Origin of the sequence: Arthrobacter alpinus, from assembly GCF_900105965.1 — a bacterium.
GTDB lineage: Bacteria > Actinomycetota > Actinomycetes > Actinomycetales > Micrococcaceae > Specibacter > Specibacter alpinus.
In genome coordinates this window covers 1,836,011-1,859,353 of the sequence record NZ_FNTV01000001.1, presented here as the reverse complement: position 1 = coordinate 1,859,353, position 23,343 = coordinate 1,836,011, and the positions used below count along the sequence as shown (strand labels likewise).

The window sequence follows — 23,343 nt, the reverse complement described above, 5'->3', positions numbered from 1 at the left end:
AGGGTCTTGACCCATCCGCGAGGAATCCGGGCGCAACCATCAAGCGCCGAGCAACTAATTGAACGAGGAACAGCAGTGCAGATTTGGAACTCCATGGAGGAAGTTCCCCAGAACTTTGGCCCTTGCGTGGTCACCCTGGGAAACTTTGACGGGCTGCACCGCGGGCACCAGGAAGTCTTAGGGCAGGTCCGCACCGAAGCCGCCAAACGCGGTGCGCTCTCGGTGGCCTTGACATTTGACCCGCACCCGGCCAAGGTCCACAGGCCGGAGACCGCGCCGGAACAGATCATGGGCCACGCTGACAAGCTGGTTGCCATGGCGGAACTGGGCATGGATGCCGTTCTGGTCCTGCCCTATACACTCGAATTTGCCCAGCAAACCCCCGAAGAATTTGTTCGCAATGTCTTTGTCGATGGTCTGGGCGCATGCGCCGTCGTGGTTGGTCACGACGTTCGCTTCGGCAAGGGCAACACCGGTGACCTCTCGACCATGGTGAGCCTTGGCGCCGACCTGGGATTCGACGTCGTTGTTGTCAACGATGAGGGTCACGACCGCCGCTGGTCCTCAACGTGGGTGCGCGAGGCTTTGCGCAATGGCGATGTTGACACCGCCAGCCAGGTCCTGGGACGCTCGCACACCATGAGCGGCGAAGTTGTCCATGGCGCAGCCCGTGGGCGTGAACTGGGTTTTCCCACTGCGAATCTCTCCCCGGATGCCTGTGGAATCATTCCCGCCGACGGCGTTTACGCCGGTTGGCTGACGGACACGGACGGGCGCCGCTGGCCGGCCGCGATCTCCGTAGGATCCAACCCCACGTTCATCGGCGTCAGCCGCCAAGTTGAAGCATTTGTGATCGACAGGCCCGAGGAGTCCGTAGAGGACTTCAACCTGTACGGCCAACATGTGGTGGTGGAATTCGTTCAGCGGCTGCGCGGAATGGTTGCCTACACGGGACCTGAAGCACTCATCGAACAAATGCATCGCGATGTTGTGGAGACCCGTGCAATCCTGCGCTGATGACTATGAGGCCAACGCCACACTGAGTCCAAGCTCACCCGCTTCGACAGAACCAGACTTTCTGCACTAAACTGAAAGGTGGAATCTGGCTGCAGTCCGTGGTGGCTGGATTCATCCATGTTCGGCCAAGTAATTGAGCCGAAGCTGGATAATCGTGTTCACGGCACATACATAGGAGTTACTTGTGGCACTTGAAGCCGCTGTAAAGCAAGAAATCATGCAGGCTTTCGCAACCAGCGAAGGCGACACAGGTTCGCCTGAGGTTCAGGTAGCGATGCTCTCACGACGCATCTCTGACCTGACCGAGCACCTCAAGATGCACAAGCACGATCACCACACCCGCCGTGGCCTCATGGGCCTGGTTGGTCGTCGTCGTCGCTTGCTCGGTTACCTCAAGGACACCGACATCGCCCGCTACCGTACGCTCATCGAGCGCCTCGGTCTGCGCCGCTAGTCTCGTGACCAAAGGCGGCCTTCCTCCTGCCGGAGACTTCGTGTCATCTGGCGCTGGAAGGCCGCCTTTCACAATGTAGGAACCTACTCTGTAGAAACCTATAGTGTGAAGAGTGTGCCGTCTGCTTGGGCGGACGGCACACCAGCACTGCCAATCCCTGCATCGCAAGGACAAGCCCGCCGCATTCACGCATTCGCGGTCCTCGGTAGTGGCCTCCGGGAAGAAACGCCTCGCGTTTCGCGCCCGTGGGCCTCGATCGAAGACCGGATGTTGTACAGAGAGCCACAGCACGATCCGGTGGTGATCCTGGGAAGAATGTGCGGTGCCGATCCTTGGCAGGGGTTCAAAGACGAACATCTACCAAGAAATGGAGGTGACTCTCATATGGAGGGTCCCGAGATTCAGTATTCAGAGGCTGTCATTGACAACGGCCGCTATGGCAAGCGGGTTGTCCGCTTTGAGACCGGACGCCTTGCTCAGCAAGCCGCCGGCGCTGCCATGGTCTACATCGACGAAGACACCGTTCTGTTGTCGGCCACCTCGGCCGGCAAGCAGCCGCGCGAAGGCTTCGACTTCTTCCCCCTGACCGTTGATGTGGAAGAGCGCATGTATGCCGCTGGCCGCATCCCGGGCAGCTTCTTCCGCCGCGAAGGCCGTCCCTCAACGGAAGCCATCCTGGCCTGCCGCCTGATGGACCGCCCGTTGCGCCCGGCATTCGTCAAGGGTCTGCGCAACGAAGTTCAGATCGTTGTGACGGTTCTGGCCATCAACCCCGACGTGCTCTACGACGTGGTGGCTATCAACGCTTCCTCCATGTCCACGCAGCTCTCCGGTTTGCCGTTCTCCGGCCCCATCGGTGGCGTTCGCGTTGCCTTGATCGACGACGGACAGGGCCCCCAGTGGGTTGCTTTCCCGAAGCACTCCGAGCTGGAAAACGCCGTGTTCAACATGGTTGTTGCCGGTAAGGTTGCCGGCGACGACGTTGCCATCATGATGGTGGAAGCCGAAGCTACGGACAATTCCTGGAAGCTCATCAAGGAACAGGGCCACCAGGCTCCTACCGAAGAGATCGTTTCAGAGGGCCTGGAAGCGGCAAAGCCGTTCATCAAGGCACTGTGCGACGCTCAGGCTGACTTGGCTGCTCGCGCCGCCAAGCCCACCGTGACGTTCCCGATCTTCCTGGACTACGAGGATGACGCTTACGCCGCGGTCGAGCAGGCATCAGCCACCAAGCTGGCAGCCGTGTTCACCATCGCCGACAAGCAGGAGCGCGACAACGCCTCCGACGCCTTGAAGGATGAGACCATTGCAGCCTTGGTAGGCGACTTCGCGGGCCGCGAAAAGGAGCTCTCAGCTGCTTTCCGTTCCGTGACCAAGCACGTCATCCGCCAGCGCATCCTCACCGAGCAGATCCGCATCGACGGCCGTGGCCTGACGGACATCCGCCAGCTCACAGCCGAGGTTGAGGTTCTGCCTCGCGTACACGGTTCGGCGATCTTCGAACGCGGCGAGACCCAGATCCTGGGCGTCACCACGTTGAACATGCTGAAGATGGAACAGCAGATCGACTCGTTGAGCCCGGTAACGCGCAAGCGCTACATGCACAACTACAACTTCCCGCCGTACTCCACCGGTGAAACCGGCCGCGTGGGCTCTCCCAAGCGACGCGAAATCGGTCACGGTGCCTTGGCAGAACGCGCCATTGTGCCCGTGCTGCCTTCACGTGAAGAGTTCCCCTACGCCATCCGCCAGGTCTCCGAGGCACTGAGCTCCAACGGCTCAACCTCCATGGGTTCCGTTTGTGCATCGACCCTGTCGCTGCTCAACGCTGGTGTCCCGTTGAAGGCACCCGTTGCCGGTATCGCCATGGGCTTGGTCTCCGACCAGGTTGACGGCCAGACCCGCTACGCTGCCTTGACCGATATCCTCGGCGCCGAAGATGCTTTCGGCGACATGGACTTCAAGGTTGCCGGTACCGCAGAGTTCGTGACGGCCATCCAGCTTGACACCAAGCTCGACGGCATCCCGGCCTCCGTTTTGGCTGCCGCACTGAAGCAGGCTCGTGAAGCCCGCTTGCACATCCTGTCCGTCCTGACCAGCGCCATTGACGTACCGGACGAGCTCTCCGAGTTCGCTCCCCGCGTCATCGCTGTCAAGATCCCCGTGGACAAGATCGGCGAGGTCATCGGCCCGAAGGGCAAGATGATCAACCAGATCCAGGAAGACACCGGCGCTGACATCTCGATTGAAGATGACGGCACGGTTTACATCGGTGCAACGAACGGTCCGTCAGCAGACGCCGCTCGTTCAGCGATCAACGCCATCGCCAACCCTCAGATTCCTGAGATTGGTGAGCGTTACCTGGGCACCGTTGTCAAGACCACCACGTTCGGTGCGTTCATCTCGCTCACACCGGGCAAGGATGGTCTGTTGCACATCTCCGAGCTCCGCAAGCTGGCCAATGGCAAGCGCGTGGACAACGTTGATGACGTAGTTTCCGTTGGCCAGAAGATCCAGGTGGAAATCACCAAGATCGATGATCGCGGCAAGCTCTCCCTCTCGCCGGTTGTTGCCGACGAAGAGAACGCCGCTGAAGAAGTAGCTGCCGAAAGCGCTGCTGAATAATTCATGGCGATTACCCTTTTGCCGCTATTAAGCGCAGCTGACGGCATGAACGGCAGCGATTCCACACTGATTTCGGGCCAGAGCGGCGGCGCCGTCGTGCGCCGCTCGGTCCTGCCCGGGGGAGTGCGGGTCCTCACTGAGTCCATGCCCGGACAGCGCAGTGCGACAATCGGGTTCTGGGTTGGTGTTGGCTCTCGGGATGAATCCGAGGGCCAACACGGCTCGACCCATTTCCTTGAGCACCTGCTGTTCAAGGGAACAAAGCGCCGCACGGCCTTGGAAATTGCGTCCGCCTTTGACGAGGTGGGCGGCGAGTCCAACGCTGCAACGGCCAAGGAAAGCACCTGCTACTACGCACGGGTGCTCGACACCGACCTGCCCATGGCCATCGACGTCATCGCCGACATGGTCACCTCAGCCGTGATTGACCCGGCCGAGCTGGAGCAGGAACGCGACGTCATCCTCGAGGAAATCGCCATGGATGGCGACGACCCCACTGACGTGGCTCACGAACAATTTGTTGCAGCCGTACTGGGCGATCACGCTTTGGGACGCCCCATTGGTGGCACACCGGAAGCGATCAAGGCAGTGCCTAGGGCTTCCGTGTGGGACCACTACCAGTTGCACTACCGGCCCGAGACCTTGGTCATTACCGCAGCGGGCGGACTTGACCATGACGAGGTGTGCGCCCAGGTGCTTCAGGCACTGCGTACGGCTGGCTGGTCGCTTGATGAAGGAATTGCTCCGGCACCGCGCCGCTCAAGTGATGCCGTTGCAGTTTCCGGCACCGCCGGGTTGCACGTGGTCAACCGGCAGGTCGAACAGGCCAACATCATCCTGGGCTGCCCTTCACTTCGCGCCACCGATTCGCGTCGTTACGTCATGAGCGTGCTGAACTCCATCTTGGGCGGTGGCATGTCCTCGCGCCTGTTCCAGGAGATTCGCGAAAAGCGCGGTCTGGTGTACTCCACGTACTCCTTTGCTTCCTCCTATGCCGACACCGGCTACTTCGGTATGTACGCAGGCTGCGCACCAGCCAAGGTTGGCCAGGTCATCGGCCTGCTCACTGACGAGCTGGAAAAGCTGGCGGAGCATGGTGTCAGCGATGCCGAGCTATCCAAGGCGCTTGGCCAGCTGGCTGGCGGCATTGTGCTTGCCCTCGAAGACAGCGGCTCCCGCATGTCCCGTCTTGGCCGGGCCGAACTGGTCACTGGCGAATTCCTTGACATAGACGAGTCACTGGATCGAATCCGCAAGGTCACCGCTGCAGAGGTCCAGGACCTGGCCCGCGAATTGGCCGGTTCTCCCCGCACCATCACCGTGGTGGGACCCTTCAAGGAAACAGAAACCTTCGGACTCTAGTTATCGGACTTCGCGCACGTTCCCCTTTTGCCGCCGTTCCAAGGTGCGGGAAAAAGGGGGGACGTGCGCCTTCGTCGTTTAAACGGCTAACCGCAGCGGGCCATTTTTATCAGGTTTGTTGTTCCACGATCCGGGTCTTTGGTCCGCCCGCCAGCGCGGGGGACACTGCCGAGGTCGACCACACCTGGCTCCTCAGCCGCTCCAAGAATTGTTCCGCCCCGTCGACAGTTGTGAAATCCAGATCAAGAACCACATAGTGGTCATCGTCAACGGGCCGGTAAATACGTTCGGCCACCACTCCCGAGGCTGACCTGCCCAGCGGATCGTTGCCGTAAGCCCCCATCCACATTCCAAAGTCCTTGATGGCGTGCTCAATCTGCAAGGTAAACATGGCCCTCTTCCTTCCGTTTGAACTGAAGACTTGACTGTAGGCGTCACCGCGGCTGCACAACATCCCATAAATCTGGGGGCAGACGTCCCGACAGCGGCCAACGTGTGCGCGCATACTTGAGGCATGACCAGCGATTGGGCCCTTGCCCGCTGCCGGGACAGGATTGCGGCGTTGGGCGCTGCCCGCAGAGACAGTCACAGCTACCGTGCGGGCGTGCTGGCCGAGCTGGGCGCCGTCGTGGGTCATGACGCATGGGTGTGGCCGCTGGCGGACCCGGTGACGACAGTTGGTATTGCGCCGATGGCGTGGGGCCCCTTTGCAGCCGAACTGCCCGAGCTGATTTCCCTGAGGTACCAGACTCCGGTGAACAGGTGGACAGCGTTGCCCATCCATCCTTCCCGCGCCAGGTCATTGCAAGGGGCCACGGGTCATGAGCCGGGCCGAAGTGCGCTGTGGCCATTGTTGTCGCGTCATGGCGTAGTTGACGTCCTGTCAGTAGCCTTCGCCGACCGGTGGGGCCTGTGGGGGTGGCTCGAATTGTGGCGTGGGGAGGGCGCTTCCGAATTTTCCGACGCCGAGGCACACTGCCTGGAGTCCGTGGCTGACGTGATTGCCACGGGCCTCAGGGAATCCTCGGCCCGTGAATTCGCTTCCGGCGGTACTTCTGGTTCCATCGTGGAGCACCGCCAGGCCGTCTTGGTTCTTGCCGAGGATCTGTCCATCATGAGCCAGACTGAATCGGCGGCGCCGTGGCTCAATCTTCTCCAACGGGCGCCCCGTCCAAACCAAGGGATTCCAGCGGAAGTCTTGAATGTCGCTGCACAGCTGTTGGCTGTTGAGTGTGGCGCCGACTCCCATCCTGCCCACTCGCGACTCCACGTTGGTGAAGGGGTTTGGGCCAGTTTGTCGGCCACCAGAATGAAGAGCAACGTTCCTGGGGCCGCTGTGCCCATTGCCGTGACCATCCAGGACAGCCTCCCAGCAGAACGGATCGAGGTGTTTGAACGCTGCTTCGCCCTCAGCCCCAGGGAATGTGAGCTGCTGGAACAGGCTGCGGCCGGCCACGACACGGCGGCACTGGCCCGCAGGCTCGGAATCAGCCGCTACACGGTCCAGGATATTTTCAAATCACTCTTCGGAAAATGCGGCGTGCAAAGCCGAGGGGCGTTGTTGGCCCTTGCCCTGGGACCGCTGACCCCGGCGGACCACTAATCGGAGCGTCAGCCGCCGGCGAAGGGCGGGAGGACGTCCACGACGTCGCCGGCGGACAGCTGCGTTGACAGGTCTCGTGTTGACACTTCGTTGAGCAGGAAGCTGCACCGGGGCAATATTTCCGCCAAGGGGGGAGTGTGGCGCGAGGCTGAGACCGGGTAGCTTTCGACGAGTACGGCGGCTAGATCCGCCAGCGTAAACGGCGTTGTCCCGGCCAGCGCCTCCAGGCCAACAAGATGCTCCTCCACGCCTGTTGCGGCGGCGGCTGCGGCAAAAAATCGAACGTTCAAGCTCATCCTCCGATGGCGCTCATGCTGCGGTCTGGCTGTACAAAATCGGCGTCGCCCAAGCCCGGATGGCCCATGCCGTGGGCGCGTGGCTTGGCCCACATGGCATCCATCCAGCGGGCGGCGACGGCGGCGTCGTCGTGCGCGGAAGTGCCAGCACGCAGCAACTCCAGCAGGTCAACTTCGGTCAATGAAAACAGGCAACTCATGACCTTTCCTTCAGCCGTGATTCGGGTACGCCGGCAGTCTGCACAGAACGGCTCGGTGACCGAGGCAACAATTCCCACCGTGCCCAGCAGTTCCGTTGAGCCATGGTGCCGTACCTCGAAGCGTTCGGCGGGGGCACCATCGCGCGCCCGGGGATCCGGTGCCAGCTCAAAATCGGCAGCGAGCAGTCCTCGGATTTCGGCAGCCGTAATCATGCCATCCCGGGTCCAGCCATGATCGGCATCCAGGGGCATTTGCTCGATGAAGCGCAGCTCGTAGCCGCGGTCAAGACTCCACTGCAGCAGTTCCGCAGCATGAGCGTCGTTGATGCCGCGCAACAGCACAGCGTTGATCTTGATCGGGGCCAGCCCGGCAGCCGATGCCGCCTCAATGCCAGCCAGCACCTGATCCAGGAATGGACGTCGAGTGAGCTGCAAGAAGGCGTCGTGATGCAGGGTGTCCATGGAAACATTCAATCGGGTCAACCCTGCGTCGGCGAGCGCCTGTGCCCGTTTCGCCAAGCCAACACCGTTGGTTGTCAGGGAGATCGGCAATTCGGGGTGGTTCCGGCGCAGGGCCGCGATGATCTCCACGAGGTCGGCGCGGACCAGTGGCTCGCCACCTGTCAGCCGGAGTTCCCGCACGCCCAAACGGTTCACGCCCAGGCCTACGAGCCGAACGATCTCCGCGGCCGTCAGCAGCTTGTCCTTCTTGAGCCACTCAAGTCCTGCCTCGGGCATGCAGTACTGGCATCGCAGATTGCACTTGTCCGTCAGGGAGAGACGCATATCGGTTGCCTTGCGCCCAAATTGATCCAGTAGGCCGGATTCTTCGCCGCCTGGCCGTGGTGTGCCTGCCCCGGGGGAGCCAGGGCGCACAGCCGGCAGGCCCAATGCCACACGTTCGGTTTCCATTCTCCAACGCTACGCCATTATTGCCCGGGCGGCGCCGTCGAAGATGCCCAATTGCCACGTATGTGAAGAACGACGGCGCCGTGGACGCGTGCCTGCGGAGACCGTCCCAGCCTGCTCGCCTAGGATTGGGTGAAAAGGGAGCGCCGTGCTGCCCCGTTGGGAGGACACAATGCGTAGAACAGTTGCCGATCACCAACAAGCGGTTGAGAACCTATTGCGCCAGTGCTGGGCGAACACGCCTGGCGGGCGCGTTGCTGGTGCGGCCTTGGCTAGCGAGCAATTGCCGCTCAACCAGTCGGTCGGTCGCGTCTTGGCAGTGGACCTGATGGCCCCCATGGACCTGCCGCCCTTCGCCAACTCCCAGATGGACGGATACGCCATCTGGTCTGACCCGAATCAACCCCAAGGTGTTGATTTACCCAAATCAACCGCCTACCGGGTAGTTGGCACGATCCCAGCAGGCTCGGTTCCCGAGGTGCTGCTTGAGGGCATGGCCGCTCCCATCATGACCGGCGCCATGGTTCCGTCAGGGGCCAACGCCGTGATTCCGATCGAAGACGCCGTTCCGGATGATTTTGGTGCGCCTGGTGACACCGTGATGTTACCCCCAACTGCAGCCGGAAGTTTTGTCCGGGAACAGGGGAGCGACGTCAGGAGGGGAGAGGTGATTTTGACTGCCGGCACGCTGCTCAATGCCGCTCACCTGGGGCTGGCCGCGGGGCTGGGATTGACGCAGCTGCCGGTCAATGCGAAACCGCGGGTCCTGTTGCTGACGACGGGGGACGAAGTGCTTTCCCCGGGCGATCCTCGAGCGGCCGGCGGGTTGCCGGTGGGGATGATATTTGATGCCAATGAGACGCTGCTGCGCACCAGCCTCGAAGCGGCCGGAATGAACGTGGTCAGGTCCTTGGTTGTGAAGGATGACCCGGGGGCCCTACTGGAACTCCTGGACCAATTCGTGGGAGTTTCGGCGCGCGGTGACACCGCCGAGCCTCGTTGCGAGTTGATCATTTCGGTAGGTGGCATCAGCGCTGGAGCTTTTGAGGTGGTCAAACAGGCGTTGACACAGGCCACGGACCACGGGCAGGTGGATTTTGGCCACGTAGCGATGCAGCCCGGCGGCCCCCAGGCTGCGGGGACGTATCGGGGCATCCCATTTCTCGGGTTCCCGGGCAACCCGGTCAGCGCCTTTGTGTCGTTCGAAGTCTTCCTCCGCCCAGCCTTGTCCACACTGATTGGCGCCCCCGCCAGGAGGCAGCGCGTTGTTGCCACTCTGGAACATGCCATGAGCTCACCCGCAGGAAAGTTGCAGATCCGCCGCGGTATCTATTCCGGACCGGAATATGAATCTGCGGCGTCCGTGCGTGAAATTGGCGGACCGCAATCGCATTTATTGGGCGCCCTGGCCCAAGCCAACGCACTCATCACCATTCCAGCCGGAGTCACCGAATTGCAGGCCGGCGCAAAAGTGGAAGTATTGCTGTTGTGACTACCTCCGATGCACCGTCCCTGACCCACCTACGCCACGATGGAACCGCCGCCATGGTGGACGTCTCCGACAAAGCCGTGACCACCCGCGAAGCCACCGCCATGGGCACGGTGAACACCACAGCGGCTGTCATGAAACTGCTCGGCACAGGCGGACTGCCCAAGGGTGACGCGCTGGCCGTGGCCAGGGTTGCCGGGATCATGGGTGCCAAGAAAACACCCGAGCTCATTCCCTTGTGCCACCCCTTGCCAATCTCCAAGGTCACGGTGGACTTTGAACTCGGTGAAACATTCGTGAAAGTACTGGCGAGCGTCAAAACCCGTGGGGTCACGGGTGTGGAAATGGAAGCGCTGACAGCCGTTTCCGTGGCTGCACTCAGTGTCTACGACATGATCAAGGCCGTGGACAAGCATGCCGTCATTTCCGGGATTCAGGTTCTAGCCAAAAGCGGTGGCAAGAGCGGTGACTGGATCGCCAGCGAAGGACAAGGATCATGAGCGCCTGCGAACCCGGCACGACGCTGGGCACAGCAGCAGTCATCATTGCCTCAACCCGAGCCGCCATGGGGACCTATCAGGACCTCACAGGTCCCGTCATAGCCGATTGGTTGGGCGAACACGGCTTCGACGCCATGACCCCCATCGTTGTCCCTGACGGCGCCCCGGTCGGAGCCGCACTGCGGGCTGTGCTGACGCAGCACCCGGCCGTGGTCCTGACCAGTGGGGGAACGGGCCTGAGCCCGGATGACCAGACCCCCGAGATGACCCTGCCCCTGCTCCAACGGGAAATCCCGGGCATCATGGAGGCCATGCGGGCAGCTGGGATGAGCAAAACGCCCATGGCCGCGTTGAGCCGCGGATACGCTGGGCTGGCCGGCCAGACGCTGATTGTGAATCTGCCGGGTTCACCCTCCGGCGTCATGGACGGGCTCGCCGTCCTGGACCCCATCATCAAGCACCTGTGCGAACAGGTGGGGGGCCACCATGGACACTAGCATTGAGGTCGTTTTTGCCGGGTTGAGCTCCCAACCCATCTCCGTGGATGCCGCCATCGCCGCTGTGGAATCGGACACCGCTGGGGCCGTGGTCTCCTTCAGCGGTGTGGTGCGAAACCACGATGGCGGCAAGCAAGTTCAGCGGTTGAGCTACAGCGCCCATCCACTCGCCACAGCAGTCCTGAACGAGGTGGTCGCCTCCCTCGGCGCCGTCAGGGATCCCAGCGGCCACCCAGTTCGAATCTGGCTGGCGCACCGTGTTGGTCCGCTAGAGATCGGTGAGCCGGCCCTCGTGTGTGCCGTCGCCTCCTCGCACCGGGCAGAGGCTTTTGAATTGTGTTCGGCCCTCGTCGAGCGAATCAAAGCGGAAGTGCCCATTTGGAAGGAACAGTTCTTCACTGACGGTTCCGTTGAATGGGTGGGTGCCGGGCACGTGCCGCCTGATGCGGCCCCGGAAAACTCACAGCCTTAAAACCAGTAGTCTTAAACGCATGAGTGAAATGCTGAAGGTGGCCGTGCTCGGCGCCAAGGGACGAATGGGAACGGCCGCCGTTGCGGCAATTGGTGCGGCACCGGATCTGGAATTGGTGGCGGCTCTGGGCCGCAACGATTCGCTGGAGCTGCTGATTGAGCGCGGCGCCCAGGTTGTGGTGGACCTGACGGTACCGGATTCCACCGAAGCGAACGTCCACTTTGCCATCAAACACGGCATTCACGCCGTTGTTGGCACAACTGGCTGGGACGCCGCTCGGCTCGCGGCCCTCGAAGAGTTGTTGGCACAACACCCCGAAACTGGCGTGCTGATTGCCCCGAACTTTGCCCTCGGCTCAGTCCTGGCAACACGCTTTGCCGCCCAGGCTGCACGGTACTTCGACTCGGTCGAAATCATTGAGCTCCACCACCCCCGCAAGGTCGATGCTCCCTCGGGCACTGCGCTGCGCACAGCCCAACTTGTGGCTGCTGCCCGTACGGCGGCAGGCGTGCCAGCCGCACCCGACGCCACGGAGACCGAGCTCGACGGCGCCCGTGGTGCCTCGATCGACGGCATCCCCGTCCATAGCGTCCGCCTGGCCGGCCTGGTGGCACATCAGGAAGTGCTTCTGGGCAGTCACGGCGAAGCGCTGACCATCCGCCACGACTCTTTCAACCACGAATCCTTCATGCCCGGCGTTCTGCTCGGCATACGGACCGTTGGAACCCGCCCCGGGCTGACAGTTGGCCTGGACGGCTACCTGGATCTGGAAGGTTAGGCCGTGGCAAACGCGGGAGCCAAAATGAAAATCTCCAAAACTAAAATCTGGGTAGCCCTGATTGCCTTGCTGCTGGTGTTTTACATCGTGGTCATGATGCAGCGTGCCGTCTTGCTGCTGGGCGATTCGGACTGGATTGCCAAGCTGCTCGGGCTTTCCTACTTTGTCATCCCACTCGTTGCGGCGTGGGCCTTGATCAGCGAGGTCCTGTTCGGCGCCCGGACCGAAAAAATGGCAAACATCCTGGAGGCCGAGGGCGGCCTTCCCGAGGACAATCTGCCCCGCACACCAGGGGGCCGGATTGTTCGTGAAGCTGCCGATGCGGAGTTTGAAAAGTACAAGCTGGAAGCCCAGGAAGCACCTGAAGACTGGCGTTCCTGGTTCCGGCTCTCCTGCGCCTACGACGCCTCCGGGGACCGCCGCCGGGCCCGCAAAACCATGCGAGACGCCGTCGCCCTTTTCCGCGCGCACCCCTAACGTGCCTCGCTACCTCCAGAAAGGACCCGGCCATGGCCATTGCGCATAACCCGCACGACGGCGTCGAGCTTGCCTATGACTCGGTGGGTGAGGGTGAGCCTGTGCTGCTGGTCCATGGCAGTGCACTCAGCAAGGCGATCTGGCGCGGTTTTGGTTACACGAAGGCCCTGCGGGAGCGCTACCAGGTTATCTCCATGGACCTGCGCGGACACGGCCGCAGCGGCAAGCCGCAGGCACAGTCTGACTACCTCATGGATACCTTCGTCACCGATGCCCTTGCCGTGTTGGACGCCGTTGGCGCCGCTCAAGCGCACTTTGGCGGGTATTCGGTGGGCGCCCGCATAGGCTTCTCACTCGCCGTTGCCGCACCCGAACGGCTGCTCTCACTGACCACACTTGGCGGAACGTTCCGAATCCAGCCCGGCAGTATCGGCAGGCTGTTCTTTCCCGAGTACGACGCCGCGCTAGGCGAAGGCGGCATGCCCGCCTTCGTTGAGGGCTGGGAAGGCACTATTGGCCAGCCCCTGGATGCCCAAACAAAGGCAGCCTTTTTGGCCAACGACGCACCCGCGCTCCGGGCCTATTTTGCCCAGACCGAGGCCGACCCCGCCATCGCCGAACATGAGATTGCCGGAATTTGCCTTCCATCCCTGCTCATGGCCGGCACCGAGGACCGCGCCCGCTTGGCCGATTCCCGGCGTGCCGCCGAACTGATGCCCAACGCGCGCTTGGTGGAATTGCCTGGCCGCAATCACGGCAACACGCTCATCCCTGCCGGTCCGGTGCTTGATGAATGGTTGCCGTTCCTGAGAGGGCAATAGATTCGTGTGTGCGGGCAGGACCGGATGCCGCTACGTGGACTGCGTTGCGTGAAATGCCCGAGAAGCAGCTAATGTTTTAGGTATGTCTGCAACTGAAATTTCCCCCCGCCCCTTCGGAACTTTGGTGCCCGCCATGGTCACCCCTTTCACCGCCGATGGGGCAGTGGATTACAAGGCGGCCGGCGAGCTCGCCAACAAATTGGTCGACGGCGGATGCGATGGCATCCTCGTCACCGGCACAACGGGTGAAACCTCCACCCTGACGGACGAGGAAAACCTGGGCATGTTCCAGGCCGTGATCGACGCCGTTGGCGGCCGGGCCCGCGTCATCGCCGGCACCGGGACCAATGACACCCGCCACTCCATCAGCCTGTCCCAGCGCGCGGCCAAGCTGGCCATCGACGGTTTGCTGCTTGTCACCCCGTACTACAACAAGCCCAGCCAGGCCGGCATCCAGGCCCACTTCGAGGCCATCGCCGGCGCCACCGACCTTCCCGTGATGCTGTATGACATTCCCGGCCGTGCCGGTGTGGCCATCCAGACCGAAACCATCATCAAGCTTGCCGCGCACCCGCAGATCACAGCACTGAAGGACGCCAAGGCCGACTTCACCGAAACCAGCCGCGTCCTGGCCAATACCGACCTCGATGTTTATTCGGGCGACGACGGACTGACCCTGCCGCTCATGGCCGCCGGCGCCGTCGGACTTGTCAGCGTCAGCGCCCACATTGCACCCCAGCAATTCCGTGCGCTCATCGATGCCGCCGCTGCTGGCGACTTCGTCACGGCCCGCCGCATCCACTTCGCCCTGGACCCGGTCATCCGGGCCACGATGGGCCATGTACAGGGCGCCGTGGCCGTCAAGCAAATTCTTAAGTGGCAGGGAATCCTGTCCAACTCGGTTGTCCGGTTGCCCCTGGTGGAGCCGGGCGAGGCCGAGATCGCGATGATCAAGGCTGACCTTGCGGAAGCTGGAATGGAACTCTAAACATGACCCAAACGACTGAGCCGGGCCTGCGGACCCCGCCGGAATTGGCCAAGGGGACTCTGCGGATTGTTCCGCTTGGTGGCATCGGCGAGATCGGCCGGAACATGACCGTCTTCGAAATGGACGGAAAGCTGCTCATCGTTGACTGCGGCGTCCTTTTCCCCGAGGAAGACCAGCCCGGTGTGGACCTGATCCTTCCGGATTTCTCCTACATTGAGAACCGTCTTGAGGATGTGGTGGGCGTTGTGCTCACCCACGGCCACGAGGACCATATTGGGGCCGTGCCGTACCTGTTGCGCCTGCGCAACGACATCCCCTTGATTGGTTCGCAGCTGACACTTGCCTTCATCGAGGCTAAGCTGACCGAACACAGGATCAAGCCGTTCACCCTGACTGTCAAGGAAGAGCAAGTGGAGCAGCTGGGCCCGTTCCAGTGCGAGTTCGTGGCCGTCAATCACTCCATCCCCGACGCCCTGGCAGTGTTCATCCGCACCGAAGGCGGCTCCGTGCTGCACACGGGCGATTTCAAGATGGACCAGTTGCCGTTGGACGGAAGGATCACCGACCTGCGCCACTTTGCCCGTCTGGGCGAGGAAGGCGTGGACCTGTTCCTGGTGGACTCCACCAATGCCGACGTACCAGGCTTCACCACCAGCGAGGCCGAGATCGGGCCCACCCTGGAGACATTGTTTGGCAAGGCCAACAAGCGCATCATCGTGGCCAGCTTTTCGTCCCACGTCCACCGGGTCCAGCAGGTCCTGAACGCCGCCGTCAAGCACCAGCGCAAGGTGGCCTTTGTGGGCCGCTCCATGGTGCGCAACATGGCCATTGCCGAAAAATTGGGCTATTTGCATGTCCCTGCCGATGTTCTGGTGGACCTGAAAAACGTGGACTCCCTGGAGGACAACAAGGTCGTCTTGATGTCCACAGGTTCGCAGGGGGAGCCCATAGCCGCGCTGTCCCGCATGGCCAATGGCGACCACAAGATTGCCGTAGGCAAGGGTGACACCGTCATTTTGGCGTCCTCCCTGATCCCGGGCAATGAAAACGCTGTTTTCCGCATCATCAACGGGTTGCTCAAGCGCGGCGCCGACGTGATCCACAAGGGCACCGCCAAGGTCCATGTGTCGGGCCATGCCGCCGCAGGGGAGTTGTTGTACTGCTACAACATCCTGACGCCCAAAAACGTGATGCCCGTGCATGGGGAGACCCGCCACCTGATCGCCAACGCCAACATTGCCATCGCCTCCGGGGTTCCGGCCGAGAACGTCTTGTTGACAGACGACGGATCCGTCATTGACTTGAAGGACGGCGTGGCACAGATCGTGGGCCAGGTTGAATGCGGCTTTGTCTACGTTGACGGTCAAAGCGTCGGTGAAATCACCGATGCCGATCTCAAGGATCGCCGCGTCCTGGGTGATGAGGGATTCATTTCCATCATCACAGTGGTCAACCGCGCCACCGGCAAGATCGTCTCCGGTCCGGACATCCACGCACGGGGCGTTGCCGAGGACGATTCCGTCTTCGATGACATCAAGCCCAAGATCGCCGAGGCACTCCAAGAAGCCGTCATGGCCAACAGCGATCACACCACACATCAACTCCAGCAGGTGGTGCGCCGGGTGATTGGGACCTGGGTCAACCGGAAGTTGCGTCGCCGCCCCATGATCATTCCGGTGGTTCTGGAAGCCTGACAGGCGGCTCCTGCATAAATGACACCGATTACGCCTTCCGATCCCGGAATCCCGGGCTCCGAAGGCGTAATCGGTGTCATTCTTGATTTAGGCCTGTTGTGCCCGTCACCACGGGCTCTTCAGGGGCCAAATTCGCCTGATTTGGCGCTGCGGGCGGTACCGTTGAAGCATGGCGACTCGTTCTTCCCCCGCCCGTCCGTCCCCCGGTCAGAAGGGCAGTGCATCTTCGCGCACCCCCAAAACCACCAAGACGCCGGTCTCCCGCAGCAAACCTTCCGCTCCCGCACCGGAGTTCCACCTGGTGTGGCCTGTGCGCATGGCTGTTGCCGTCTGGCAGGGCTTTGGCCATCTGGTGGGCGCCGCCATCCGGCGCATGGGCACCGACAAGGGCAGCATGCCGGCCGCGGAACGCCGCGACGGTGCTGGGCTGCTCTTCTTCCTGCTGGCCCTGGTCACCGCAACCTTTGAATGGTGGGGCTTGACCGGGCCGGTTGCCGATTCCGTGCGCGGAGTCTTTCAGGGCAGCTTCGGCTGGTTCGCGGTACTCTTGCCGCCCATGTTCTTGATCTTCTCGGTCTTGGTGTTCCGTCAACCCACCAACATGTCCACCAACAACCGTGTGGCCCTGGGCTTTTCGATCCTGACCCTGGCCGGCTGCGCCCTGGCTCATGTGGCCGCCGGCAACCCCAACATTGGCGATGGCTTTGAGGGAATCAGCGCCGCTGGCGGAATGGTGGGTGCCCTCAGTGGCGGGCTCGTGGCCAATCTTGGCCCCATCACGGCCATCATTTTCTTCTCCATCGTCGCCTTCGCCAGCATCCTGGTCTTGACGAACACCCCGGTCAGGCACATCCCTGCCCGCCTGCGCGGCATCTACGAAAAGCTCATGGGCTCCGAGCCCGGCTACGCACATGAGACCGACGCCAACGGCCATGACCAGAGCTACCTCTACGAGCACCAGGACGAGCCGAAGAAGCCCCGCGGTCTGCGTGCGCGCCAAAAGGCAGCCAGGGAGGCCGAGGCCGAGGCCGAGTTCGAGGACGTGCTCGGCACCGAAGCCTTCGCGACCCCGCTCATCGAAGGGGACGACGATGGCACCCAGGATCCGGCGTCGGACTCGCCGTCCCTGCGCCCCGGGGTCCGCAGGCCAACCCGCGACCAGCTGGCAGCAGACAAGATCAAGGCCCGGCAGGGCCTGCCCACCAGCTCGGATGTGTTTGACGCCCAGCAGGATTCCGAACCTGTCACCGAGGCGATCGGCGTTGTGGCACTTAATGCGGCTCGGGAAACGGCTGGCGCAGGCGTCTACGATTTCGGATCCGCCGCCACCGCAGCGATCCCGGCGCCGCCCATGGCACCGCCCACACCCATTCCTGCCCGTTCCGAACAACTTCAGCTCTCCGGCGATGTCACCTACACGCTGCCGGATTCGGAATACCTCCCGGCTGGCCCTCCCGGCAAGGACGCCACGGAAGCCAATGACACCGTAGTGGCCGCACTGACGGACACCATGCAGCAATTCAACGTAGACGCCAAGGTCACAGGTTTCAGCCGTGGTCCCACCGTGACAAGGTATGAGATTGAACTCGCCCCCGGCACCAAGGTGGAGCGCGTAACGGCCCTGTCCAAGAACATCTCCTACGCCGTGGCCTCCTCCGATGTGCGCATCCTGAGCCCCATCCCGGGCAAGAGTGCCATCGGCATCGAGATCCCCAACGCCGACAAGGAAATTGTGGTGCTCGGTGACGTGCTGCGCTCGGCCAATGCCCGCCGCACCGAACACCCCATGGTCATGGGAGTGGGCAAGGATGTTGAGGGTGGCTTCGTCGTAGCCAACCTCGCCAAGATGCCTCACCTGCTGGTGGCCGGTGCAACAGGTGCCGGTAAGTCATCCTTTGTGAACTCCATGATCGTCTCCATCCTGATGCGCGCCACCCCGGACGAGGTGCGCATGGTGATGGTTGACCCCAAGAGAGTTGAATTGACCGCCTACGAAGGCGTGCCACACCTCATCACGCCCATCATCACCAACCCGAAGAAGGCGGCCGAGGCGTTGCAGTGGGTGGTCCGGGAAATGGACCAGCGCTATGACGATCTGGCCAACTACGGCTTCAAGCACATTGACGAGTTCAACAAGGCTGTGAAAGCCGGAAACGTCCATCCACCCGTGGACTCCAAGAGAATTGTTCGGCCTTACCCGTACCTGTTGGTGATTGTGGATGAGCTCGCCGACCTCATGATGGTGGCCCCGCGCGATGTGGAAGACTCCATTGTGCGTATTACCCAGCTGGCCCGTGCCGCCGGTATCCACCTGGTGCTGGCCACCCAGCGCCCATCCGTGGACGTTGTAACGGGTCTCATCAAGGCCAACGTGCCCTCACGCATGGCCTTCGCCACCTCATCCGTCACCGATTCCCGTGTGGTCTTGGACCAGCCCGGTGCCGAGAAGCTGCTGGGTCAAGGTGACGCTCTGTTCCTGCCCATGGGCAAGTCCAAGCCGGTCCGTGTCCAGGGAGCCTGGGTCACGGAGGCTGAAATCAAGGCCGTCGTGGATCACGTCAAGGGCCAACTTAAGGCCACCTACCGTGACGATGTTGCCGCCGAGGCTCCCAAGAAGATCATCGAGGATGACATTGGCGACGACATGGATGTGCTGCTGCAGGCCACCGAACTGGTGGTGACCACACAGTTTGGATCCACCTCCATGCTTCAGCGCAAGCTGCGCGTTGGTTTCGCCAAGGCGGGCCGTCTCATGGACCTGCTTGAATCTCGAGGCGTGGTGGGCCCCTCCGAGGGCTCCAAGGCGCGCGATGTCCTCGTCAAGCCTGATGACCTGGCTGAAACTCTGGCCGCCATCCGCGGCGACGGCGGCTCAGGAGGTGGCGCGGCGGGAGCGCAAGCCGGCGTCTCCGGTGTCGAACCTTCAACGGCACCTGCCGTTGACCCCATGCTCGCGGCCCTGGCCGAGAATGCTAACGCCAACCATGCCCACGCCAATCCTTCCTGGGGTGGGGACCTTGTAGCCGAGGATTTGGCCAGCCGCCCTCAAGCCGTTGAATACAACGACGGCGACGATGACGAGGGAAGTGAAGACGCATGGTCATTGACCGGACGCTAAGCCCGCCGGCTGCCGCAAATGTTCCTGCGGGCCGGTTTACAGATAGCCTTGCACTGTGAGTGAAACGGTGGCGCCGCGCCCTTCGAACTGGAACCTTCCCAACGCTTTGACGCTTTTGCGCATTGTGCTGGTGCCATTCTTCATCTGGGCCTTTGTGGCCGACGGCGGTGCGTACGGGCCCCTGCGCTGGCTCGCTGTTGGCATATTTGTCGTAGCCATTTACACCGACAAGCTCGACGGCGACATCGCCCGGGCGCGCGGGCTCATCACGAGCTTCGGCAAGATCGCGGACCCCATCGCCGACAAGCTGCTGATCGGTTCGGCCCTCATCATGCTCTCTGCCGTCGGGGAGTTGTGGTGGTGGGTCACCATTGTCATGCTGGTGCGCGAGGTGGGCATCACGCTGCTGCGCTTTGTGGTGATCCGCTACGGCGTCATGGCAGCATCCAAGGGCGGAAAGCTCAAGACAGTCATGCAGACCGTGGCCATCTTTGTGTACCTGCTTCCCGTCACTCCGGCCGTGAGCTGGCTTTCAGTTCTGGCGCTAGTAATCATGTTGGCTGCCTTGGCTGTCACGGTTGTTACGGGAATCGACTACGTTGTAAAGGCCTGGCAGCTGCGAAGCGCCGGAAGATCCGGACGTAGTTCCCTGCAGGCGAAAGGATAAACAGTGCTGACCGAAACAAGTCTGGCCGCGCTGGTTGAATCCGCTGTGGCTGCTGACCTCACAGTGGCAACGGCGGAGTCATTGACCGGCGGCATGGTGGCAGCGACGCTCGTGCAAGTGCCTGGATCCTCTGGCATGTTCCAAGGCGGAATCATCGCCTACCAAAACACCATCAAGGAACGCCTCCTGGGCGTATCCGCGTCCTTGCTGGAAACACTGGGTGCCGTTGACCCGCAAGTTGCGTGCGCCATGGCCTTGGGTGCCTGCACCGCAGCGGGAGCGCGGGTGGGAATTTCCACGACCGGCGTTGCCGGTCCGGAGCCTCACCAAGGCAAGGATGTTGGCCATGTTTATATTGGTGTTGCCTTCGATGGTGAGGCTAAATCCTATGAATATCACTTTGCCGGTGACCGTGAAATGATCCGTGTGCAAGCCACGCAGGAGGCCATTTCGCTGCTGGAACAAGTGATTCATGCTGCCGGGGAACAAAAGTTGTGACCAGATAGTTAGTCATAGTGAACGCAAAATGCTCTCATCCCCTCTAGGATGGGAACACCTAACGGGCAAAGCGACTGGCGGAAGATCCGCCAGACGCTGCTAGCTTCAAGAACTTCAATGATTTTGAGGCTGCACTGATCTAACAAGGAGTAAGGCGATACCAATGGTGAAACAACCCGTATCCGTAAACGGCGTGGTGCGCTGGCGGGATGTGGGTTTGGCAGACGAAAAACCGCATCAGCAGAAGGAGCGCAAAATGGTGGTACTACGCCATGAAATTGGAGACGTTCTGCGAGATGTACGTCAGCGTCAAGGCCGCACACTCCGTGAAGTCTCACACAATGCACGAGTCTCCCTAGGCTACTTGAGCGAAGTGGAGCGCGGACAAAAGGAAGCCTCCTCGGAGCTGCTGGCCTCAATTTGTTCTGCACTTGAAGTGCCTTTGTCACTCATGCTCCGCGAAGTGAGTGATCGTCTGGCCATCGCTGAAGGCGTGGCTATCCCGGACACCGTTCCCCAGGAATTCTCGGCTCGATACGGCCGTGACCTGAACGAGGAACTCTCCGACGAATTGAGCAAGGGCTTAATGTCCAACGCTTTCTAAGCCTGCCGGCCCTCGTTCAGAGGCCCCCGATGTAAGACTGGATCCCGCCGTATGGTGGGGTCCAGTTTTTTGTGGCTCCGTTAAACCGCTTGGGACCGGCGTGCAAGAATGGGTGCGTGCGAGTAAGTGAATTTTGGCGATTAATGGACGATGAGTTCAGCCCCTCCTATTCCCGGGTCCTGGCCCGCGATCTGGTGCTAGCTGGTGTCGGTGGGAACACCGCCAGCGATGCCCTGCGCGCAGGTTTTAACCCCAAGGACATCTGGATCGAGGTCTGCAAAATGCAAGACGTCCCGCCGTCGCGGTGGCTAGGCAAGGACATCGCCCCCAAAAACTAAACCCTTGCCGCGACTTGTTGCGACACGCCGAGGTATTTTCGTGATTTGGTCGAATATTTATTCGATCAAATCTATACTTGATGATAGTTGCGTTGTGGGTAAGTGAAAAAGTTGTCCACAAATTCTGGCGTGGGACGAGGGAATGGCAGACAATGTCAGACCCTTGAACTAGCGTTTTAGTTAACGAGACAAGCTTGTCGGAGTCAACCTTCGGCGAGACGCACGGGAAACCGGCGAAGAACACAAAACAGCATGTGAATTGCATCAGACCACTAACCGTGTGCTGCGCCAAACGCGCAGTGGTACGGGGCCGGAAACGGCGCAAAGGAAAGACCGAGGTGAATCATGGCCGCTCCCGCAGACCGTGAAAAAGCGCTGGCAGCAGCATTGGCCCAAATTGACAAGCAATTTGGCAAGGGCTCCGTCATGCGCTTGGGTGATGACGTGCGTGCACCCATTGAAGTGATCCCCACGGGATCCATCGCCTTGGACGTGGCCCTGGGCATTGGCGGCCTGCCGCGCGGGCGTGTCGTTGAGATCTACGGACCGGAGTCTTCCGGTAAGACCACTTTGGCCCTGCACGCCGTCGCTAGCGCCCAGAAGCTCGGCGGCCTTGCCGCGTTCATCGATGCTGAGCACGCCCTTGACCCGGAATACGCTGCCAAGCTCGGTGTTGACACCGATGCCCTCCTGGTCTCCCAGCCGGACACCGGCGAGCAGGCCCTGGAAATCATGGACATGTTGATCGGTTCGGGCTCCTTGGACGTCATCGTCATTGACTCCGTCGCCGCCTTGGTGCCCCGCGCCGAAATTGAAGGCGATATGGGTGACAGCCACGTCGGTCTGCAGGCTCGCCTCATGAGCCAGGCCCTGCGTAAGATCACCGGGCGTCTGAGCCAGACCAAGACCACGGCTATTTTCATCAACCAGCTGCGTGAAAAGATTGGTGTCTTCTTCGGCAGCCCGGAAACCACCACCGGTGGTAAGGCCCTGAAGTTCTATGCCTCGGTCCGACTCGACATTCGCCGTATTCAGACCTTGAAGGAAGGCGCGGATGCTGTTGGTAACCGCACCAAGGTCAAGGTTGTCAAGAACAAGATGGCTCCGCCCTTCAAGATCGCAGAGTTCGACATCATCTATGGTGTGGGCATTTCGCGTGAAGGCGGCATCATCGACATGGGTGTTGAGCACGGCATTGTCCGCAAGTCCGGATCTTGGTACACCTACGACGGTGATCAGCTGGGCCAGGGCATGGAGAACTCACGCCGCTTCCTGAAGGACAACCCGGAACTAGCCGATGAGCTGGAACGCTTGATCAAGGCCAAGCTGGGTGTCGGCCTCGTCGCTGAAACGGCTGAGGAACCTGCGCCCAAGCTCAAGGCCGTCGACGGCTTCTAAAACTGGTTATGAACAACGCATCACCAGTACCGGAACTGGACCCCGACGCCAACCCGGCGTCGGTGGCCAGGGCCATCGTGTTGCGCCAGCTGACGCATTCACCCAAGAGCCGCTTTCAGCTCAGTCAAAAACTTGCCGAACGCCACATCCCTGAGGACGTGGCAGAAGCCGTGCTTGACCGCTTTGAGGCGGTGAAGCTGATCGATGACGCCGAGTTTGCGCAAATGTGGGTGCGCAGCCGGTCTCTCCACAAGTCGCTGGCGCGTGGCGCGCTCAAACGGGAACTGGCCGAAAAGGGCATTGACCCACATCTGGCCCAGGATGCCCTGGATCAAGTTGACGACGATACCGAGCGGCGACAGGCCAAGGACTTCGTCCGCAAAAAACTGCGCGGATCCATCGACTTGAGCGAGCGCAGTGAACGGGACAAATACACCCGCCGCTGGGTTGCCATGCTGGCCCGAAAGGGATTCAACCCCGGCACGGCCTTTGAAGTTGTTGCTCAGGTCATTGACGAGTACCTAGAGGACGTCTAGCG

General features: G+C 61.5%; 24 protein-coding genes. 21 read left to right on the top strand and 3 right to left on the bottom strand.

Annotation, left to right across the window (positions count from 1 at the left end; all coding sequences use genetic code 11):
* Window positions 1–75 precede the first annotated feature (75 nt).
* From BLV41_RS08705 to BLV41_RS08690, 4 genes are all read left to right on the top strand, one after another.
* Window positions 76–1,017: a bifunctional riboflavin kinase/FAD synthetase gene (locus BLV41_RS08705; protein ID WP_074711363.1), complete on the top strand. Its 942-nt coding sequence runs from the start codon at window positions 76–78 to the stop codon at window positions 1,015–1,017.
* A 184-nt stretch (window positions 1,018–1,201) separates the two neighbouring features.
* Window positions 1,202–1,471, top strand: a complete 270-nt coding sequence (rpsO, locus tag BLV41_RS08700) for a 30S ribosomal protein S15 (RefSeq protein ID WP_044579107.1) — start codon at window positions 1,202–1,204, stop codon at window positions 1,469–1,471.
* A 384-nt stretch (window positions 1,472–1,855) separates the two neighbouring features.
* A complete protein-coding gene (locus tag BLV41_RS08695; RefSeq protein ID WP_074711362.1) occupies window positions 1,856–4,096 on the top strand; it encodes a polyribonucleotide nucleotidyltransferase in 2,241 nt (746 codons plus the stop codon).
* A gap of 3 nt (window positions 4,097–4,099) precedes the next feature.
* Window positions 4,100–5,458 (top strand): M16 family metallopeptidase, encoded by a 1,359-nt coding sequence (locus BLV41_RS08690; RefSeq protein WP_083360676.1) that lies wholly within the window; start codon window positions 4,100–4,102, stop codon window positions 5,456–5,458.
* A 109-nt stretch (window positions 5,459–5,567) separates the two neighbouring features.
* Here the strand turns inward: BLV41_RS08690 and BLV41_RS08685 are convergent, their stop codons facing one another.
* A complete protein-coding gene (locus tag BLV41_RS08685) occupies window positions 5,568–5,849 on the bottom strand; it encodes a hypothetical protein (RefSeq protein WP_044579111.1) in 282 nt (93 codons plus the stop codon).
* 123 nt (window positions 5,850–5,972) lie between these two features.
* Between BLV41_RS08685 and BLV41_RS08680 the strand changes: the two genes are divergently transcribed.
* The gene (locus BLV41_RS08680; protein WP_074711360.1) at window positions 5,973–7,061 is read left to right on the top strand and encodes a helix-turn-helix transcriptional regulator; all 1,089 of its coding nucleotides are present in this window, start codon (window positions 5,973–5,975) and stop codon (window positions 7,059–7,061) included.
* A gap of 8 nt (window positions 7,062–7,069) precedes the next feature.
* On the opposite strand, the gene BLV41_RS08675 is transcribed toward BLV41_RS08680, so the two are convergent.
* Both BLV41_RS08675 and moaA read right to left on the bottom strand, forming a co-directional pair.
* A complete protein-coding gene (locus BLV41_RS08675) occupies window positions 7,070–7,351 on the bottom strand; it encodes a MoaD/ThiS family protein (RefSeq protein WP_074713205.1) in 282 nt (93 codons plus the stop codon).
* A 2-nt stretch (window positions 7,352–7,353) separates the two neighbouring features.
* Window positions 7,354–8,469 carry a GTP 3',8-cyclase MoaA gene (moaA, locus tag BLV41_RS08670; RefSeq protein ID WP_083360675.1) on the bottom strand — a complete coding sequence of 372 codons (1,116 nt, stop codon included), beginning with the start codon at window positions 8,467–8,469 and terminating at the stop codon, window positions 7,354–7,356.
* A gap of 169 nt (window positions 8,470–8,638) precedes the next feature.
* On the opposite strand from moaA, the gene BLV41_RS08665 reads away from it, so the two are divergent.
* The 16 genes from BLV41_RS08665 (at window position 8,639) to BLV41_RS08590 (ending at window position 23,341) form a co-directional block, all read left to right on the top strand.
* Window positions 8,639–9,958: a molybdopterin molybdotransferase MoeA gene (locus BLV41_RS08665; protein ID WP_074713203.1), complete on the top strand. Its 1,320-nt coding sequence runs from the start codon at window positions 8,639–8,641 to the stop codon at window positions 9,956–9,958.
* On the top strand, window positions 9,955–10,455 hold the full coding sequence (moaC, locus tag BLV41_RS08660; RefSeq protein WP_425284265.1) for a cyclic pyranopterin monophosphate synthase MoaC: 501 nt from the start codon (window positions 9,955–9,957) through the stop codon (window positions 10,453–10,455). Before BLV41_RS08665 ends, moaC begins: the two co-directional genes overlap by 4 nt.
* The gene (locus tag BLV41_RS08655; RefSeq protein ID WP_044579120.1) at window positions 10,452–10,952 is read left to right on the top strand and encodes a MogA/MoaB family molybdenum cofactor biosynthesis protein; all 501 of its coding nucleotides are present in this window, start codon (window positions 10,452–10,454) and stop codon (window positions 10,950–10,952) included. Before moaC ends, BLV41_RS08655 begins: the two co-directional genes overlap by 4 nt.
* Window positions 10,942–11,424: a molybdenum cofactor biosynthesis protein MoaE gene (locus BLV41_RS08650; RefSeq protein ID WP_074711358.1), complete on the top strand. Its 483-nt coding sequence runs from the start codon at window positions 10,942–10,944 to the stop codon at window positions 11,422–11,424. The genes BLV41_RS08655 and BLV41_RS08650 overlap by 11 nt, the downstream gene beginning before the upstream one ends.
* Window positions 11,425–11,443: 19 nt before the next feature.
* Entirely contained in the window at window positions 11,444–12,202 is a 759-nt protein-coding gene (dapB, locus tag BLV41_RS08645) for a 4-hydroxy-tetrahydrodipicolinate reductase (protein ID WP_044579122.1), read from the top strand.
* A gap of 3 nt (window positions 12,203–12,205) precedes the next feature.
* Complete coding sequence (locus tag BLV41_RS08640; protein WP_044579124.1) at window positions 12,206–12,679, top strand: hypothetical protein; 474 nt, start codon at window positions 12,206–12,208, stop codon at window positions 12,677–12,679.
* Window positions 12,680–12,711: 32 nt separating this feature from the next.
* Window positions 12,712–13,500, top strand: coding sequence for an alpha/beta fold hydrolase (locus tag BLV41_RS08635; RefSeq protein WP_074711357.1), 789 nt, complete (start codon window positions 12,712–12,714; stop codon window positions 13,498–13,500).
* A gap of 82 nt (window positions 13,501–13,582) precedes the next feature.
* Window positions 13,583–14,488, top strand: a complete 906-nt coding sequence (gene dapA / locus BLV41_RS08630) for a 4-hydroxy-tetrahydrodipicolinate synthase (RefSeq protein ID WP_074711356.1) — start codon at window positions 13,583–13,585, stop codon at window positions 14,486–14,488.
* A 2-nt stretch (window positions 14,489–14,490) separates the two neighbouring features.
* Window positions 14,491–16,182, top strand: coding sequence for a ribonuclease J (locus BLV41_RS08625; RefSeq protein WP_074711355.1), 1,692 nt, complete (start codon window positions 14,491–14,493; stop codon window positions 16,180–16,182).
* 169 nt (window positions 16,183–16,351) lie between these two features.
* Complete coding sequence (locus BLV41_RS08620; RefSeq protein ID WP_074711354.1) at window positions 16,352–19,300, top strand: FtsK/SpoIIIE family DNA translocase; 2,949 nt, start codon at window positions 16,352–16,354, stop codon at window positions 19,298–19,300.
* A 55-nt stretch (window positions 19,301–19,355) separates the two neighbouring features.
* On the top strand, window positions 19,356–19,967 hold the full coding sequence (gene pgsA / locus BLV41_RS08615; protein WP_074711353.1) for a CDP-diacylglycerol--glycerol-3-phosphate 3-phosphatidyltransferase: 612 nt from the start codon (window positions 19,356–19,358) through the stop codon (window positions 19,965–19,967).
* 3 nt (window positions 19,968–19,970) lie between these two features.
* Window positions 19,971–20,465 (top strand): CinA family protein, encoded by a 495-nt coding sequence (locus BLV41_RS08610; RefSeq protein ID WP_139244254.1) that lies wholly within the window; start codon window positions 19,971–19,973, stop codon window positions 20,463–20,465.
* 163 nt (window positions 20,466–20,628) lie between these two features.
* On the top strand, window positions 20,629–21,069 hold the full coding sequence (locus BLV41_RS08605) for a helix-turn-helix domain-containing protein (protein WP_044579143.1): 441 nt from the start codon (window positions 20,629–20,631) through the stop codon (window positions 21,067–21,069).
* Between the two features lie 116 nt (window positions 21,070–21,185).
* Window positions 21,186–21,407, top strand: coding sequence for a DUF3046 domain-containing protein (locus tag BLV41_RS08600; protein WP_044579145.1), 222 nt, complete (start codon window positions 21,186–21,188; stop codon window positions 21,405–21,407).
* Window positions 21,408–21,752: 345 nt separating this feature from the next.
* The gene (gene recA / locus BLV41_RS08595) at window positions 21,753–22,805 is read left to right on the top strand and encodes a recombinase RecA (RefSeq protein ID WP_074711352.1); all 1,053 of its coding nucleotides are present in this window, start codon (window positions 21,753–21,755) and stop codon (window positions 22,803–22,805) included.
* A gap of 8 nt (window positions 22,806–22,813) precedes the next feature.
* Window positions 22,814–23,341: a regulatory protein RecX gene (locus BLV41_RS08590; protein ID WP_074711351.1), complete on the top strand. Its 528-nt coding sequence runs from the start codon at window positions 22,814–22,816 to the stop codon at window positions 23,339–23,341.
* Window positions 23,342–23,343: the final 2 nt, after the last annotated feature.